Annotated in this window: 12 protein-coding genes; 8 read left to right on the top strand and 4 right to left on the bottom strand. The window is 60.5% G+C overall.

Annotated features, from left to right (window positions below; translation table 11 throughout):
* The first annotated feature begins 269 nt into the window (after positions 1-269).
* From QQL24_RS26965 to QQL24_RS26945, 5 genes are read left to right on the top strand one after another with little or no spacing between them, the layout of a single operon-like run.
* A complete protein-coding gene (locus tag QQL24_RS26965; protein WP_284315389.1) occupies positions 270-2372 on the top strand; it encodes a multicopper oxidase family protein in 2103 nt (700 codons plus the stop codon).
* Positions 2281-4356, top strand: a complete 2076-nt coding sequence (locus QQL24_RS26960; RefSeq protein ID WP_284315388.1) for a tyrosinase family protein — start codon at positions 2281-2283, stop codon at positions 4354-4356. The genes QQL24_RS26965 and QQL24_RS26960 overlap by 92 nt, the downstream gene beginning before the upstream one ends.
* Before the next feature lie 40 nt (positions 4357-4396).
* Complete coding sequence (locus QQL24_RS26955) at positions 4397-7042, top strand: LodA/GoxA family CTQ-dependent oxidase (RefSeq protein ID WP_284315387.1); 2646 nt, start codon at positions 4397-4399, stop codon at positions 7040-7042.
* Between the two features lie 2 nt (positions 7043-7044).
* Positions 7045-7461 carry a hypothetical protein gene (locus QQL24_RS26950; RefSeq protein ID WP_284315386.1) on the top strand — a complete coding sequence of 139 codons (417 nt, stop codon included), beginning with the start codon at positions 7045-7047 and terminating at the stop codon, positions 7459-7461.
* Positions 7442-8569, top strand: a complete 1128-nt coding sequence (locus QQL24_RS26945) for an NAD(P)/FAD-dependent oxidoreductase (RefSeq protein ID WP_284315385.1) — start codon at positions 7442-7444, stop codon at positions 8567-8569. Before QQL24_RS26950 ends, QQL24_RS26945 begins: the two co-directional genes overlap by 20 nt.
* Before the next feature lie 102 nt (positions 8570-8671).
* Here the strand turns inward: QQL24_RS26945 and QQL24_RS26940 are convergent, their stop codons facing one another.
* From QQL24_RS26940 to QQL24_RS26930, 3 genes are all read right to left on the bottom strand, one after another.
* On the bottom strand, positions 8672-10237 hold the full coding sequence (locus QQL24_RS26940) for a DHA2 family efflux MFS transporter permease subunit (protein ID WP_284315384.1): 1566 nt from the start codon (positions 10235-10237) through the stop codon (positions 8672-8674).
* A complete protein-coding gene (locus QQL24_RS26935; protein ID WP_284315383.1) occupies positions 10221-10727 on the bottom strand; it encodes an isoprenylcysteine carboxyl methyltransferase family protein in 507 nt (168 codons plus the stop codon). The genes QQL24_RS26940 and QQL24_RS26935 overlap by 17 nt, the downstream gene beginning before the upstream one ends.
* A gap of 171 nt (positions 10728-10898) precedes the next feature.
* Entirely contained in the window at positions 10899-11489 is a 591-nt protein-coding gene (locus QQL24_RS26930; protein ID WP_284315382.1) for a tetratricopeptide repeat protein, read from the bottom strand.
* 273 nt (positions 11490-11762) lie between these two features.
* Here QQL24_RS26930 and QQL24_RS26925 point away from each other — a divergent pair, with 273 nt between their 5' ends.
* A complete protein-coding gene (locus QQL24_RS26925) occupies positions 11763-12824 on the top strand; it encodes a type III polyketide synthase (RefSeq protein WP_284315381.1) in 1062 nt (353 codons plus the stop codon).
* Here QQL24_RS26925 and QQL24_RS26920 read toward each other — a convergent pair.
* On the bottom strand, positions 12811-13020 hold the full coding sequence (locus QQL24_RS26920) for a cold-shock protein (RefSeq protein WP_284315380.1): 210 nt from the start codon (positions 13018-13020) through the stop codon (positions 12811-12813). The two genes, QQL24_RS26925 and QQL24_RS26920, sit on opposite strands and share 14 nt — an antisense overlap.
* Before the next feature lie 815 nt (positions 13021-13835).
* On the opposite strand from QQL24_RS26920, the gene QQL24_RS26915 reads away from it, so the two are divergent.
* Positions 13836-14549: a sugar transferase gene (locus QQL24_RS26915; protein ID WP_284315379.1), complete on the top strand. Its 714-nt coding sequence runs from the start codon at positions 13836-13838 to the stop codon at positions 14547-14549.
* Positions 14550-14738: 189 nt separating this feature from the next.
* Positions 14739-15173 carry a Ros/MucR family transcriptional regulator gene (locus QQL24_RS26910; protein ID WP_284315378.1) on the top strand — a complete coding sequence of 145 codons (435 nt, stop codon included), beginning with the start codon at positions 14739-14741 and terminating at the stop codon, positions 15171-15173.
* Positions 15174-15219 lie beyond the last annotated feature (46 nt).

Genomic DNA, 15219 nt, shown 5'->3' with positions numbered 1-15219 from the left:
ATGGTTATGTGCGGCTCCTGTAGACAACTGTGTTTATGCATAGATCAATGCTTTGATAGGTCGATCGCTGATCGCATGTAAACTTGTTATAAATATAACGAAATTAGCCCGAGATGCCAAGAGTCGTATAAATTTGGACATAAATGCACTCTTACAGTGTTGGTGAAGTAATTTTTTTGGCATTTTCAGTTTATCAATCTGGACATGATTTCGGATCGAGCGCACTATCCTTTTAGAGCACAATCTAGAGTCAAAGCGGAGGGCCCCCCATGTCGCATGGCGGATCGATGGTGCGTGCGCGGTTTTTCGCGGCTGTTTTCGGTGGCAGCCTGGGGGCAATGGCGGCATTGCCCGCAGCGGCCGAGATCCTCAATCCGCCGGTATTGCAGGACGAACGCGCGCCGATTGCCAAGCCTGCCCTGACGGGGCTCGCCCCCGCCGCGCCACTGCCTGGCAACACCGCGCCGGTGCGCGGCGACCGACTGCTCGATCTCAAGATCGACTATATCGACAACCAGATCTACAACCCGTCCACGGGCGGGTACGACAAGGTTCATCTGCGTGGCTACACCGGTAAGGGTGTCGATCCCAGCGCTCCCTATGTTTCTCCAACGATTGAGGCAACGCCGGGCGACACGGTGCGTATCACCCTCGACAATCAGTTGCCGGCAGGGCCGCAGCCCGGCGACCCTGGCTGTATGCCCGGCCAGATGCCTGATATCCCCCACTGCTTCAACGGCACCAATCTGCACACCCATGGGCTGTGGGTCAGTCCATCGGGCAACAGCGACAACGTGCTGCTGACGATCAACCCGCAGACGCAGTTCACCTACGAATACAACATCCCGTCCGACCATCCTTCCGGGACGTTCTGGTATCACACCCATCGACACGGCTCGACCGCACTGCAGGTGTCGAGCGGCATGGCTGGAGCGCTGATCATCCGCGGCAACCGCTTTCCAACCCCCAATGCCCATGGCGATATCGATACGCTGATCCCCACGTCAGCCATCCCCGAGCGAGTACTGGTGATGCAGCAAATCCAGTATGCCTGCCGCGCTCCCTCGGCAAAGCCGGGAGAGCTTGGCCCGATCAAACAGGATATCAACGGCCGTTATCTTTGCGACCCGGGCGACGTCGGGGGCATCGAGGGCTATGACCAGTTCGGGCCGGGCACCTGGCCCGCATCGGGGCGCTACACCTCCCTCAATGGCAAGGTGTTCAATCCCAACGAACCTCTCAAGGCGACGCAGGGCCAGGTCGAGCGCTGGCGCATGATCCATGCCGGCGTGCGAGATACAATAAGCCTGCAATTTTTCAAGGTTCTTGACGGAAAGCCGAAGGCAGGCGTGAAGACGCTCGTCAATCCCGACACGACCGCGGCCTTCATCAAGGATACGTGCAGCACCACGCCTGTACCCTATTCGCTGATCGCAGCCGATGGACTGACGATGGCGGCAGCGCAGCCGACCAAACTTGCGACCTTTCAGCCTGGCTATCGGTATGACGCGCTGGTGGTGTTTCCAGAGGCCGGACGTTATTGCGTGATCGACTCATCGGCACCCAAAGCGGGTACAGTGAGCGGCCTCGATGTGGGACCGCAACTGCTGGCGTTGGTCGACGTGGCGCCAGGAACGCCCGTTGACAACGTGGAGGCCTATATCAACCGCAAGCTGATCGCGTTGGCCGAGGCCAATATGCCCGCGGACGTCAAACCGACGGTGGTAGCCGACCTGCAGGCCGGGATGAAATTGACAAGCTTTACGCCGCATCCCGATATCACCGACGATGAGGTGAAGGGCAATGGCACGCAGGAACTGACCTTCTTCATCGACACGACGACGCCCAACACCAAGTTCGAGGTCGCCAATACGCTCAATACGGCGGACGCGAAGCCTTACGACCCTACGCGCATTGACCGCTATCTGCCTCTCGGGAAAGCGCAGGAATGGACGCTCCAGTCGCATTTCGTGAGCCACCCATTTCACATTCACGTCAATCCCTTCCAGATCGTCTCGATCACGGACCCCAATGGCAAGGATGTCAGCGCCCCAGGCGCGATAGACGATGCTGGCGGTGCGCCTTACGACCCGCAATATCAAGGGCTCAAAGGCGTGTGGAAAGATACGCTGTGGATCAAGAGCCTGATCCCGCAAAGTCTACCCGCTGGGTTCTCTGGTATCTACACGGTCAAGATACGTACCCGCTATGAGCGCTACATCGGCGAATACGTGCTTCACTGCCACATCCTGGACCACGAGGACCAGGGCATGATGCAGAATGTTGCCGTGGTGCTGCCTGACCAGGTGGGCGACACAACCCCGCAGACTGCGATGCAGATGCCGATGGGGGCCCAAGATGGCCAAAAATGAGGCGCAGCCAAAGCCTGCCGCCCCGTTCACCTGGGGAGACGTCCAGGCGATCCTCGCCGCGGCGGGCGGCAACGAGGGACCCGGCGGCCTGACGGGGCTGACGCTGCCGGAATTTCTGGCGCTCCAATTGCACGGAACGCCGCTGATCGCGCCGGTCTCGACCACGTGTTGTGGCAACAGCGATGCCAAGGGGCGTGGCGCCCGCTCGTCGCTGATCCGAGGGCTGCGCGGACTGCCGCCGTTCGACGGCAAGCAGTTCCCCCGCCTGCCCTGGGGTGGTTCGCCGGTCGCCGACGAGGACATCGATCGGATCGAAACCTGGATCGAAGAAGGCTGTCCCGGAGAACTGGTCGGGTCGATTGCGCTCGCCGGCGAAGTCAGTGTGGCGACCGAGGCCCGCGTCGAGGTCAAAGGGCTCCCCGGTCCCGTCTTCGGCCCGGCATCCGATCCGGCGGCGTGGCGCTATGCCAAGGGCGAGTTGCGCCAGCGCATGGATGTCGATGTGCTTGGCGAGCCACAGAAAGAGCGGCTGCGGCATGCATTTCGCGAGCTCTACAAGCTCAACAAATGGGTTGGCGACAAACGCAGCTATAACAATCTGGCCCTGATCCACCAGAACCACTGCCAGCATGGCTGGGAGCGCTTCCTGCCATGGCATCGCGTGTATCTCTATGAATTCGAGCTGGCGCTGCAGGACTTCTGCCCAGATGTGACCATGCCGTGGTGGGATTTCCCGGCTGAGCGCTACAAGCCCGAGGATCCAGCCAACGGCGCGATCCTTCCCGATGCCTTCAAGGGTTTTCTTACCGAGGCCTCGGCGCGTTTCCTGCGCGATCACGGTTTCCCTGCCAAGATAGACACGCTAATCGGCCAGTTGTGGGCCAATCCGACGCAAATCTACGACGCGGTCAGCAAGGCATGCGGCAAGGCTTATGTGGAGGGCGAGAACCGCAAAAGGCTGATCGACGCGCTACTCGAGGCCAATTCGCTGTGGTACCCGCTGCGCTATTCCGGGCAGTTCGGCAAAGGCACGATCGACACCGTCATCCACTACCATTACCCGGCAAAGGAAGACATCGACGAGATCCTTTCGCTGCGCACGTTCCGTGATTTCGGCGGCGGCAGCCTTTATGTCGACAGCTTTGGTTTCCTGGACCAGAACCCGCACAATACCATGCATATCTGGACCGGAGGCATGAATCCCGCGTTCAAGACCGACGCTCCCGCCGACCGCAACAGCGCGGTGCGCGTGGCCGGCCGCAAGTTCCATCAGCGCGACGATCTCTACTCCGAGCCGCAATTCGGGGACATGTTCTCGAATCTCACCGCCTCCTACGACCCGATCTTCTGGCCGGTGCACGCCAACATCGACCGGCTCTGGTGGCGCTGGCAGCAGGACCATCCCGACGGGCTGCCGGCCGACCTCGATTCCGCGCTGACGCCGTGGAGCTACGCGGTGCGCGATACGCTCGACATGAACCGCTTCGGCTACGAGTATGTTCGTGGCGGATGCCTCATGCCGGTCGGCCTGACCAATCCGGTCGGCCGCTTCGTCTCGGCACCGATCGTGGTGCCCAAAGCGACGAAGAGCTTCCGCTCAGCCGAAGTGCGGCTGCACCGGGTGCCTCAGTTGCCGCGCTCCTGTTTCATCCGCGTGTTTCTCAACACGCCGGATGCCGATGCCAGCACGCCACTCAACGTAGCAGGCTATGCCGGCTACGCAGCGATCTTCGGCCATGGCGAATGTTACGGCGGGCCCGGACATTGCGAAATTCCGCCGGCGGAGAACCGCAAGTTCGATCTGCGCGAGCGCAGCATGAACACGCCGCGCAACCACCGCATCGACGTGACGCGCGCGGCACGCCGGTTGATCGCGGCAGGCGCCACCAGCCTCACGGTGAGCCTGGTGGTAATCGGCGCCTCCTACGAGGAAGACCGTGAGTTGCTCCGGCTCGACGGGGTCTCTCTCAACTTTCTCGACTGAACCAGAAGACGCGGCCGGCGCAGGCGCAGGGGGAAATCAGATGGCCGACCCAACAACCTATCGCATCCATCCGGCTGTCGGCATCGCCCGGCTCGGCGACAGCCCCGAGGGCTTCTGCATCTCGCCGGAAAAGCCGGCACAGTTGCCGATCGAATGCGACGCCAGCGGCAATGCCGCCAAGGGCGACGCACCGATCAAGCACTTCAAGGACAGCAAGGGTCGTATCAAGCGCCAGGCCGCGCGTTTCCAGATCTTCGTCTATGACGAGGCCAACCCTGAAGGCATCCCGCTCAAGATCGGCGACCATGTCGAAGGCGGCGGCAATCGCGGCAAGCTGGTCGATATCCAGTGGCGTGTTCAACTCGCCAACAAGAAGGCGGCATGGTTCACCTTCGACGGGCTGCGTGGCGAAGCGGGCTATCCCCCCGACACGCCGTTGCGCAATGCCGGCATCGCCGATCCGGTCGAACGGCAGAAGTTGATCATCGATGCCGGCCCGCAGGCCGTCGACTGCACCGCACGGCGCAAGGCAAGCTTCGGACGCGAAACCAACCCGGCCTATGCCGTCACCTTCCCGCCGACCGGGATGGTGCCGAACGACATCGATACGCTGGGCGACATGATGACGGACGACAGCGGACGGCTGCTCGTGCTTGGCGGGCATGGCAACAGCGGCTCGTTCCTTAGCGGCTTCGGCCATCCGCGCATCGAGACCTATGCCAACTCCGATGGCTGGTTCGACGACATCTCGGATGGGCCGGTAATGGCGCGGCTGGTGATGATGGAGGAGCGCGTCAAGGCGTTGCGCTACATCGATGTCGAATATCCCGCCTGGGTGCTGGTCGGCTATCCCCGCTATGCGCCGGAGGTGCTCGATATGATCACGCTGGAGGACGTGGTCGAGGACATGTCGATCCGTGAATTTGCCTACCGCACCGACATGTACGGCACCGCCGGAACGTTTGACGCGCCGCAAAAGATCGATCCCACCGATACGGCTGCATTGCTGCACTGGAAAGCGGGACCCGTGGAGTGGAACCCTGCCTATCGCCCGTGGTTCTGGCGCGACATCTGGCCGATCATTTTCCGCGCTGACGAATTCTCCTATTTCACCAACATCCTCCAGCAGTCGAACTTTCCGCACAACCAGTCGAGCCGGGGCACGTTCGATCCCTATCGCCTGTGCATCCCGCCACGGATCGCGCCGCGTGCGCTGGCGCAGAAGGAAGGTCGCGCGAAAGACGATCATGTCGGCGGGCGCCTGCTCGAGGCAGCGGTTGAACCGAGCCTGATGCTGCTCGACTCAACGCAGGCGCCGGGCGCGGCGAAAGATGCCCTGGTTGGCGATGTCGCCGCCACTCTGAGGGCGGCGGCTGCGGCTTTCACCGCCGCTGTTTGCCCGCCTGAGGATGGTGAGACACCACGCACCTATGCCGCACGCTGGCAAAAGATATTTGGCGACAACGACACGGTGCCCGATCCTGCCTATGCCGGCGCGCGCAGCGCCTTCGACGCCGCTGTCACCGGCGTGATCGAGCACATCGCCGCGGCCGCTGCGCCACCGCCGAGGCGAATGCTGACGCTGGCCCGATCCTCGTCGCGGCAGGAGCCGCGCGAACCGGACCGGACCACCGATCCGGACGAGCCGATCGAGGCCGCGCTGCGCCGGCTGGCGTTCGAATATCGTTCGGGTCAGTTGCTGGATCGCGCACTCACCGCGGCGGCCAAGGACGCCACGACCGATCCCGGCCGCTCGGCGCGCCAGTACCTGTTTGATTTGCTGAGGAAGCCTGGCGAAGAGAACCTGTTCCGTCTCGACGCCAATCCGGCGACACGCACCTATCACCTGCCGCTGATGCCGCTGCTGGCGGGCGACAACCCGATCACCAACAAGACGGTGAGCAAGTTCCTGCGGCTGACCGACACGCAGCTGTTCCTGTTGCGGCAGTGGGCGGCTGGCATCTTCATCGACGAGGTGGATGCGGGCTTTGCCCCGGCGATCGATCCGTGGCAGCCCTACAAGGACTGGAACGTGCCGGGCGGACGCGGTCTCGACCAGGGTGTGCTGTCGAACGGGCTCGGCGGTGCTTTCTGTCCCGGCGGTGAAGTGACGTGGATCATCCGCAACCCGGCGATCTGGCGCGAGCCCTATCGGATCAAAGCCGACCCTGAATGGTACAGCTTTGCCCTGACCGCGGCGCAGGAGAACTTCAACCGATGGGGAGCAGGCGTCAGCGAGGAAGGCTACATCGCCTATGCCTCCGACCCACTGTCGCTCGACAGCGATCTTGACGTGGGATTGCAGCCTGGCGACCTGACCAAGCTCAGCGGGCTGCCATGGCAGGCTGATTTCAACGAATGCTCCACCCAGACGATCGACGTCACCTACGAGGAATGGAACGTTCTTTATCCCGACAGCGTCGGCAACACGCTCATGGACCGTGAGCGGCGTGTCTGGGAGACCCTGTGGTGGCCGGCACATCGGCCAATGCAGGTCTACTACCCCGTCGGCAAGGATTTTCAGTTCCGCAACTGGGCGCGCGGCATTCCGCAGACGCTCGCCGGCGACCTCAAGATGGTGACCGAATGGTCGAAGCTCGGCTTCATCATCCGTAATCCCGGCGGCGGGCTCGATCAGCCCTCGCCCGGGATCAAATACATCTGCGTCGAAGATTCGGGAGAATGACCGTGACCAATCCCTTTGTCGGCAACTGGACCTATCGCAGCTTCAACAACGACCCCGACCTCAGCAAGGCGGCCAACGACCTCTTGTTCGGCGAAGGCACGCTGGCCATTGCCGAGCAGTCGGTGACCGAGCTTTCGGGAACGATCGGCGGGCCGGGATGGTCGCTCGATCTGCGCGGCAGCTTCGGTTACGGGTCGCCGATGCAGGTCCGTTTCCAGGGCAAGGGCGTGGTCGGCGGCGAAGAGTGGATCTACGACTATATAGGCTGGCTCGTGCCGGTGTGGCCCAACAGCACCGACCGGCTGGAAGTGCCCGCGATCGTTGGCTCGGTGGTGCGCACGATCCCGCATTCGGGCGAGGGAGGCAGCACGAACCCGGCAGGGGTGGTAGCGTCCTTCTATGCTGTGCGAGCGGGCTGACTTCGTCGTCATCGGCGGCGGGCCGGCGGGTGCCTCGGCGGCGCTGACGCTGCGTCGCCATGCGCCCGGGCGGAGCGTGGTCCTGTTCGAGGCAGGGCGGCACGACCAAGCAAAACCGGGCGAGATATTGCCGGCAGTGGCGCAGGGCCTGCTGCGCCAGCTTGGGGTCTGGGCACCGTTCCTTGCCGCGACTTTCGTAGAGAGCCGCGCGGTCGTTTCGGCCTGGGCGGACGAAACGCCCGACGAGCTACCCAGTATATTCTCCGCACAGGGCGCCGGCTGGCAACTCGACCGGGCACGGTTCGATCGGCTGCTGGTGCAAGCGGCATCGGCAGCGGGCGCGCAGGTACGGCTTGGCAACGTCGTGCGTTCGGCGATGCGTGAGGGCCAGGGCTGGCGGCTCGCACTGGCCGATGGGGACATCATCGCCAGCGCGGTAATCTGGGCGACCGGCCGCAGTTGGAAGCTGGCGCGATCCTTCGGCGCTAAGCTCCGTGTGCATGGGCACCTTGCGGCATATACCCGCTTTTTCGACCGCGCGCCCGGCGATTGTCGAATGGTTGTCGAGGCGCGCCCCGAGGGCTGGTGGTACAGCGCTGACTTGCCCGACCAATGTCGGGTGGTGGCGTGCCTGACGGACCCCGATCTGGGGAGCGAACTGCGCGATCCAGAATCCTGGTACCGTGCACTGGCGGCGACGCAGTTCATCGCCCCGCTCCTGCCCCAAGGCGCGCGTGAAACCGCGACGTCGGTGAAATCTGCGGGAACGGCCACGATCGATCCGGCCGCGGGTCAGCGCTGGATCGCGGCGGGTGACAGCCTGTTTTGCGCCGATCCGCTGTCGTCGCGCGGCATTGTGCATGCGCTGCGCTCGGGCATCCTTGCCGCCTATGCCGCGTCGGACATGGTCGATGGACGTGGCGAACTCGCCCGCACGCGCTACGCCATGATCGCATCGCAGGGCCTTGCCGACTACACCCCCGCGCTTGCTGCCCATTACGCCACCGCCGCGCGGTGGGACACAGCTTTTTGGCAGCGACGTCGGCCTAAACCCGAGCAGCGGGCGCCGATGGGCACTATCAGCAGCCAATCAAGATCGGCATCTTGAAGATCGACGGCTTGCCGATATCCCAGATCAATAGCCGGTTGACCAAAGACAACCCTGGAGCAAAATGCGGTTCTTGGTGATTCGATCTGAAGGCAAAACGCTCTATGCTTTCCTACGCCAATATGCCCGAATTTCGCAGGTCTTCGCGAAAGGGACGCACAGCAAAGCGACTACGGTTAACGCCGCAATCATAGCCCAAGCTTCATTGATGGCCTGAACCAACGCCGCCTTCTCCACGAGAGATTGAAGCAGGGCTTGGGTATCCGGATCCAACTGCCCAGCTGGCCGGGACGCGAACTGATCGAGCGGTATGCCGACAAATGTCGCGGCTAGTACGTCGCCGGCTTGGAGCCTTGCAGTGAGAGCATCGGCATGAATGGGTGATCGTAGATAGATAACGGTATCAATCAACGCGATGCCAATCGCTCCACCCAGGTTGCGCATCAAATTGAACAATCCACTCGCGTCGGCCACTTGAGCCGGTGACAAGCGCCCGAGAGCCAAACGGGTGGGCGGCAATAAACAAAACATGATTGCCAGGCCTCGAACAATCTGGGGCCAGAACATGCCCTCATAGTCGGTTTGAGGTGTTTGCAGTGAACTCAGCCCCAAACCTATGGCGAATACGCAGAAGCCTGCGGCGGTCAAAACGCGTGCGCCAATCCTCTGCTCAAGGGCGACGGCGATCGGCGCCGTGAGCAACTGTGTAAGACCTGTCGCCAGCATGATGACGCCGATCTCCAGGGCGTTATGGTCCCGAACGAAGGCAAGGAACACGGGCATGAGGTAGACCGAGCCGAAAAGTCCTATTCCGAGAACGAAGCTCAGTATGCAACCGATCGTAAAGTTTCGGTCGGCAAAGTTCCGCAGATCGACCACGGGCCTGGACGCTCGGAGGGTCCGAACGACAAACACCACAGCGCAAGTGAATGAAAGCGTCAGCAGACTCAGTATGAGGCGGGAACTCCACCCGTCTTGCGGCGCCTCCTTCAGCGCGATCTCCAATGCCGCCAACGAGGCTGCCATCAGGGAGAGGGACACAAGATCAAGCCAGAGAAGTTCCTTCAAACGCATGTGGTCGCGCGGCAGCAGCATCGCGGCAAAAAGGACTGCGACCATTCCCGGCAGCACATTGATGAGGAATAGCCAGTGCCAGGAATAGGTCTCGGTGATCCAGCCTCCGACGATGGGGCCGACAGTCGGCGCGAGGACAGCAAGAACACCAGCAAGAGTTGTGGCAATTCCCTGATGCCGAACAGGAAAAAGAACGAAGACCGCAGTGAAGACTGAGGGTATCAAAGTCCCCCCAGAGAAGCCCTGGACGACCCGACTACAGATCAGCATCGAAAAACTTGAACTGGCGGCGCATCCAATCGACGCCATCGTGAAGACTGTGAGCGCGAGGACGAAGAGCCATCGCATGCTGAGCACGCGTGTGAGGGCGCCAGTCAATGGAATCGCGATAACCTCCGCGATCAAATAGGCAGTCTGCACCCAGCTCATCTGGTCGGGTTCAATGTCGAGAGCCGATTGAATTGTTGGAAGCGAGGTCGCGACGACCTGCACATCCAGGATTGCCATGAACATGCCGGTGCACATCATGGCGAAGCCGGCCCAAATAGCGGCCGGCGTTGTCCTTTCCGCGACCGATTCATGCGCGTTGGACATCACGCAATCCCATAAGAGCGGCATTCTCTGCGCGGATGCGAACCGCCAGGACGATGGCGTTCGCCAGCGAGAAGGCCAACGCATACCAACCCAGCCCGAGGCACAGGGGCAGAACGGCAATCTCACCGATCACGACGAGATAGTTTGGATGCGACACCAACCTGTAAGGCCCAGTTCGAACAAGCGGAGCGCCTGGCAAGACAATGATGCGTGTGGTCCAGCGCCGGCCAAGCGTCAGGAGTGTCCATCCCCGTAGCAACTGGAGCGCAAGAAAGAACAACAACCAGCCCAATCCCACTGCATGGGACCAACCAAGCAACCACAGACCAGTCAGCCAAGACGCATGCAGCAGCATGATTAGCGCATAATGGCGTGGCGCGACTTCATAAGCTCCTTGAGCCAATAGTGATACTGTATTTCGGCGAGCAAACCACAGTTCGGCTAGCCGCTCGGTCGTCACCAGCAACAAAAGAATAATGGCAGCTGTCATGCTGCCATCTTCTGTAAAACAAAGGCTGAAGTTGAATTGGCTCTCTTCATTTCTGCGAGGCCTTTGCCCGGTGAAACGACGCGAATAATACGTGGACCGGTTGCCGTAAAAAAAACATCGCATTGAGCGCTCTGCGCGAGCCGATTTTCAATCCGGGATGCCAAGGAGATCCTAGCTGGCTCCCTTTATCGCCGCGCTCAGATCCTCATACTCCTCGCATTCCGTACCGCCGCAGATGGTCTTGATTGTACCGAGTTGGTCTTTCGCGAGATCGACGCGACCCTTGATGACATACGCTTCGCCGAGATATTCACGAACCTGAGCATAGTGCGGGTCGAGCTGAACGGATTTGAGGTAATAGCCGATCCCCTCGTCTGTGCGGCCCAGCTTGCGCGTCGCAAAGCCGCGATAGTTCAGAGCCTTGGCAGTGTTGGGATCGTGCAGAAGATTAAGCACGTCAAGCGCTTCCTGATAGCGATCAGCCTTGGCAAGTACCCAGGCGTAGTTCGCCATATCGTCGTCGGGCAGCGCATCTGCCTTTTGCTTCGTGCACTCTTTCTTTTTGACGTTCCACACCTGCCCCTTCGGACACGTGGTCATATCCGTTATCGGCTTGCCCTTATCGCCCTTTTTGTTAGCGTCGCCGTTATCACCGCCACTGCCTCCTCCAGCCGCAAAAGATGCGCCGGCGGAAAGGATGAAAGCGGCCGAGATGAATGCAAGCGACAGGTGGCGTGTATGCGCGGATATCGCGAAAGTCATTTGTTCCTCCTTTGCCTTGGTCAAACAAAGAACAGCTCGCAGCGGAAATTATTCGACATCGCAGCCAGCTTTTCGCCACGGCTATGCCGGAAGGCCGGCACCTCGACCCCTCTAAATCAGCCGGACGAGACTGACCGCCGCAGCGTCGCGACGGTCGAAAGGCGAAGAATCCGTCCCAATCCAGGCCCAGCTGAATATTCGGACCGGCTCAGGTGTTTTCGTCAGCCCGAACATTTCGGACGCGGTGAAAGGCGGGGGCGTCAGGACAAGATATTGGATGCATCCGTAAAATTACTGGGCTTAGCGACCGCGACACCCAGCCATGTCATTCGACAGACCGACGCTGCCGCTGCTGCCTCCCAGGCCTTCGCGGGCCGTTTTGATGGCTTTGATCGAATTGCGCAGGTTTTTGAGACGACGGGCATCGTGGAGCGCCATTTGGTGCGTCCCATCGAATGGTACCTTGAGCCCAAGGGCTGGCCTGAGCGCGGCGTTGCCTATTTGGAAGCGGCGAGCGCTCTCTATCTCGAAGTTGCCGGCAAGGCACTGGCTTCAGCCGGTGTTCGGCCTGAAGAGGTCGACAGCGTGGTGACGGTTAGTTCCACCGGAATTGCAACGCCGAGCCTTGACGCCCGCGTAAGCCGCGCGCTGGGATTACGAGTCGACATTGAACGCGTCCCATTGTTCGGCTTGGGCTGCGCTGGGGGCGTTTCCGGCCTGTCGATCGCTCGCAGGCTCGCGGAAGCGCGGTCTGGCGCCGTCGTGCTCTTCGTTGCTGTGGAACTCTGCTCGCTATCCTTCCGCCTGGACGAATTGACCAAGGCCAATATCGTGGCATCGGCGCTTTTCGCCGATGGCGCCGCTGCCTGTGTATTGCGTCAGAGCGAAGGCCGTCGCGAAGGGGAGATCGCGGAATTCGAAGCCAGCGGAGAGCATCTATGGCCAGGGACGCTCGATATCATGGGCTGGAAGATCGACCCTCAAGGACTTGGTGTCATATTTGACAGAGCGATCCCGCCCTTCGCTCAGCGCCATGTAGGCCCTGCTGTGAATGCCATCCTGTCCCGGGCAGGCCTGTGCCTGGCTGACGTCGATCGCTTCATCTGTCATCCGGGAGGGGCGAAGGTTATCATCGCACTGGAAGAAAGCCTGGCACTTGTCAGCGGCACGCTCGACCATGAACGTGCGATCCTGGCCAGCCATGGCAACATGTCCGCGCCCACGGTGCTTTTCGTGCTCGAACAGGCGATCAAAGCGGGCCTGCCACCCCGCTCTGCCCTGCTCGCCATGGGGCCTGGCTTTACCGCCAGCTGTCTTACTCTCAGCTCGGCTTGAGATTGTCTGCTGACGATTTGCCTGTCCGCCGGTCGGCCACAAGCTCGTACGAAATCTTCTGGCCTTCCCGCAAATCGCGCAGACCAGCTCGCTCGACGGCGCTGATATGAACGAACACGTCACCACCACCACTGTCGGGTTGTATGAAACCGAAGCCCTTGGTCGAATTGAACCACTTCACGGTACCGGTAGGCATTCCACACCCCTACGAAACAAGAATATCAGCAGGCCATTGCTGGTCCGATCATTTTGGCTGACTGCCTCGGTTAAACTCAAGCCATATTCGCTTTAGGGCTAAATAGGATATTGCGCCTGGGTTCCAGCTTCTCTCGCACTGTCGGGGTCTAGGCACGCGAGAATTTCCCTCCATCCCAGGACGTCCGTTGCGAATCTATACATAATGGGCATCTCGCACGCCCCTCGCCAACTGCTGCATGTTGCCGAGTCACAATCTGCGCCGACCAGTTCACCGTACTCCCGTTCAACGAATCCCACCTCCGCGAGCGCTCTTGCCCTCGGCCATAGCGGGCCGTAGCGCATCCAATTCTTTCTTGGCCCAAAACGTGGGTGATGATCTCCGCAAGACGCGCCCGTGTCATTGTGGAGGATGACAGCCTCTCTTGCGTTGGTGGGTCAATCATCAGCGCGACGGTATCATTTGCGCGCGTTACGCCTATCCCATCGCCGGGCGAACGGGCAAATGGCTGGTTTGAGTCCTTCTGCTGCATTTCACAATTGTTTTTGTACCATCAGTTAAGACTTAGGACGAGATGCTAACGACCAGTCCAACCCGCTCGTGTATTACACTGCTCATGATCGGCGGAAGACAAAACTAAGTCACATCGCCAAAGCCTACATTTCAGACATTGTTATACGTAACATATATGAACTGTTGGATGGGTTCGGGTCGCGTAGATAGTATAAAGATCATATTCGATATTTATATTTACAAGCCCGCTGTAAAATTCGTCGAGTAAGGTCGCAAAACAACTCTCCGTAGAGGATACGAAGGTGGCAACTGAAACTGTTGGCGTGAATTCTGACGCCGGTATTGCTGGTACCCGGAACGCAAGCTCCGGCCGTGTCGAGATCAGGACGATCGTTTCCCGCAAGGTCGCGCAACTCAGCAAGCGCGGATTCGACGTCGCGGTGTCCTCGGCTGCCCTGATCTTCCTGCTGCCTTTGATCGCCGCCATGGCGGGGGCTCTGCTTATCCTCCAGGGCCGCCCTCTCTTCATCCGCCACAACCGCGTGGGCCTGGGCGGCAAGAGCTTTCCCTGTCTCAAGTTCCGCAGCATGGTCGTCAACGCCGATCTCGTCCTGCGCTCTCATCTGCGGGACAATGAAGCCGCCCGGCAGGAGTGGGAGGAGACCCACAAGCTCAAGAACGATCCGCGCATCACGCCGATCGGCGGGTTCCTGCGCAAGTCGAGCGTGGACGAGCTGCCCCAGCTCATCAACATCATCCTCGGCGACATGAGCCTGGTCGGCCCGCGGCCGATCGTGCGGGACGAGATCGTGCGCTACGGCCTGCATATCGAGGACTACAAGCGCGTCCGCCCCGGCCTGACGGGCCTGTGGCAGATCAGCGGCCGCAACGACACCTCCTATCACGACCGCGTGGCCCTCGATGTGCGCTATGTCCGGGAGTGGAGCTTCTGGCGCGATCTCTCGATCATCGCCAAGACCGTGCCAGCCGTGCTGAAGTCCTCGGGTTCGTATTGAAAGTGTGACCGCAGGGGGTCGTTGGCGGGTTGTCCGTAACCCTCGCATCGTCATCTTGGGGCGGTCCATCGTCCACTTAACCCCAAAGCACTATGATTCTATAACGATTGATAACTTGAACTTCACTACCCCGTTGGCGCATAAAATAGAGAGCTATGGAGCTAAATATCTACCGGAGAACACTATAGAATGGAACAGGATCTATCAACGAACGCGGATCTAACCAGAATTGCCGCCGATGTCGTTGCGGCGTATGTCGCAAATAATTCTGTTTCCTCTGCCGATCTTCCGCGGCTCATTGCAGAGGTACATGCAGCGCTGGCACGCATTGAGAAGGGAGAATTCTCCCAGGAAGTTGAGGCGGCCAAGCCAATTCCCGCTGTGCCGATCAAGAAGTCGGTAACGCCCGACTTCCTCATTTCTCTCGAGGACGGCAAGAAATACAAATCATTGAAGCGGCATTTGTCGAGCAGCTATGGCATGACGCCCGAGGACTACCGAGCGAGATGGGGCCTTCCAGCCGATTATCCCATGGTCGCACCTAACTATGCCAAGCAGCGTTCCGAACTCGCCAAGACGATGGGACTTGGACAGGGGCGAAGATCGACTCGTCGACGCAAATAGTCGAGATCCGTCAGCCGAGTCTGATAGTCGGTACGGGCGCACATGC

The sequence above is a fragment of the Labrys miyagiensis genome (assembly GCF_030160835.1).
GTDB lineage: Bacteria > Pseudomonadota > Alphaproteobacteria > Rhizobiales > Labraceae > Labrys > Labrys miyagiensis.
This window is presented reverse-complemented; position numbering and strand designations above follow the sequence as displayed.

Bases quoted from the DNA above. Each gene is read 5' to 3' on its own strand.
- QQL24_RS26965 (WP_284315389.1), top strand. From the start codon at position 270: ATGTCGCATGGCGGATCGATGGTGCGTGCGCGGTTTTTCGCGGCTGTT.
- QQL24_RS26960 (WP_284315388.1), top strand. From the start codon at position 2,281: ATGTTGCCGTGGTGCTGCCTGACCAGGTGGGCGACACAACCCCGCAGA.
- QQL24_RS26955 (WP_284315387.1), top strand. From the start codon at position 4,397: ATGGCCGACCCAACAACCTATCGCATCCATCCGGCTGTCGGCATCGCC.
- QQL24_RS26945 (WP_284315385.1), top strand. From the start codon at position 7,442: ATGCTGTGCGAGCGGGCTGACTTCGTCGTCATCGGCGGCGGGCCGGCG.
- QQL24_RS26940 (WP_284315384.1), bottom strand. From the start codon at position 10,237: ATGTCCAACGCGCATGAATCGGTCGCGGAAAGGACAACGCCGGCCGCT.
- QQL24_RS26935 (WP_284315383.1), bottom strand. From the start codon at position 10,727: ATGACAGCTGCCATTATTCTTTTGTTGCTGGTGACGACCGAGCGGCTA.
- QQL24_RS26930 (WP_284315382.1), bottom strand. From the start codon at position 11,489: ATGACTTTCGCGATATCCGCGCATACACGCCACCTGTCGCTTGCATTC.
- QQL24_RS26920 (WP_284315380.1), bottom strand. From the start codon at position 13,020: ATGCCTACCGGTACCGTGAAGTGGTTCAATTCGACCAAGGGCTTCGGT.
- QQL24_RS26910 (WP_284315378.1), top strand. From the start codon at position 14,739: ATGGAACAGGATCTATCAACGAACGCGGATCTAACCAGAATTGCCGCC.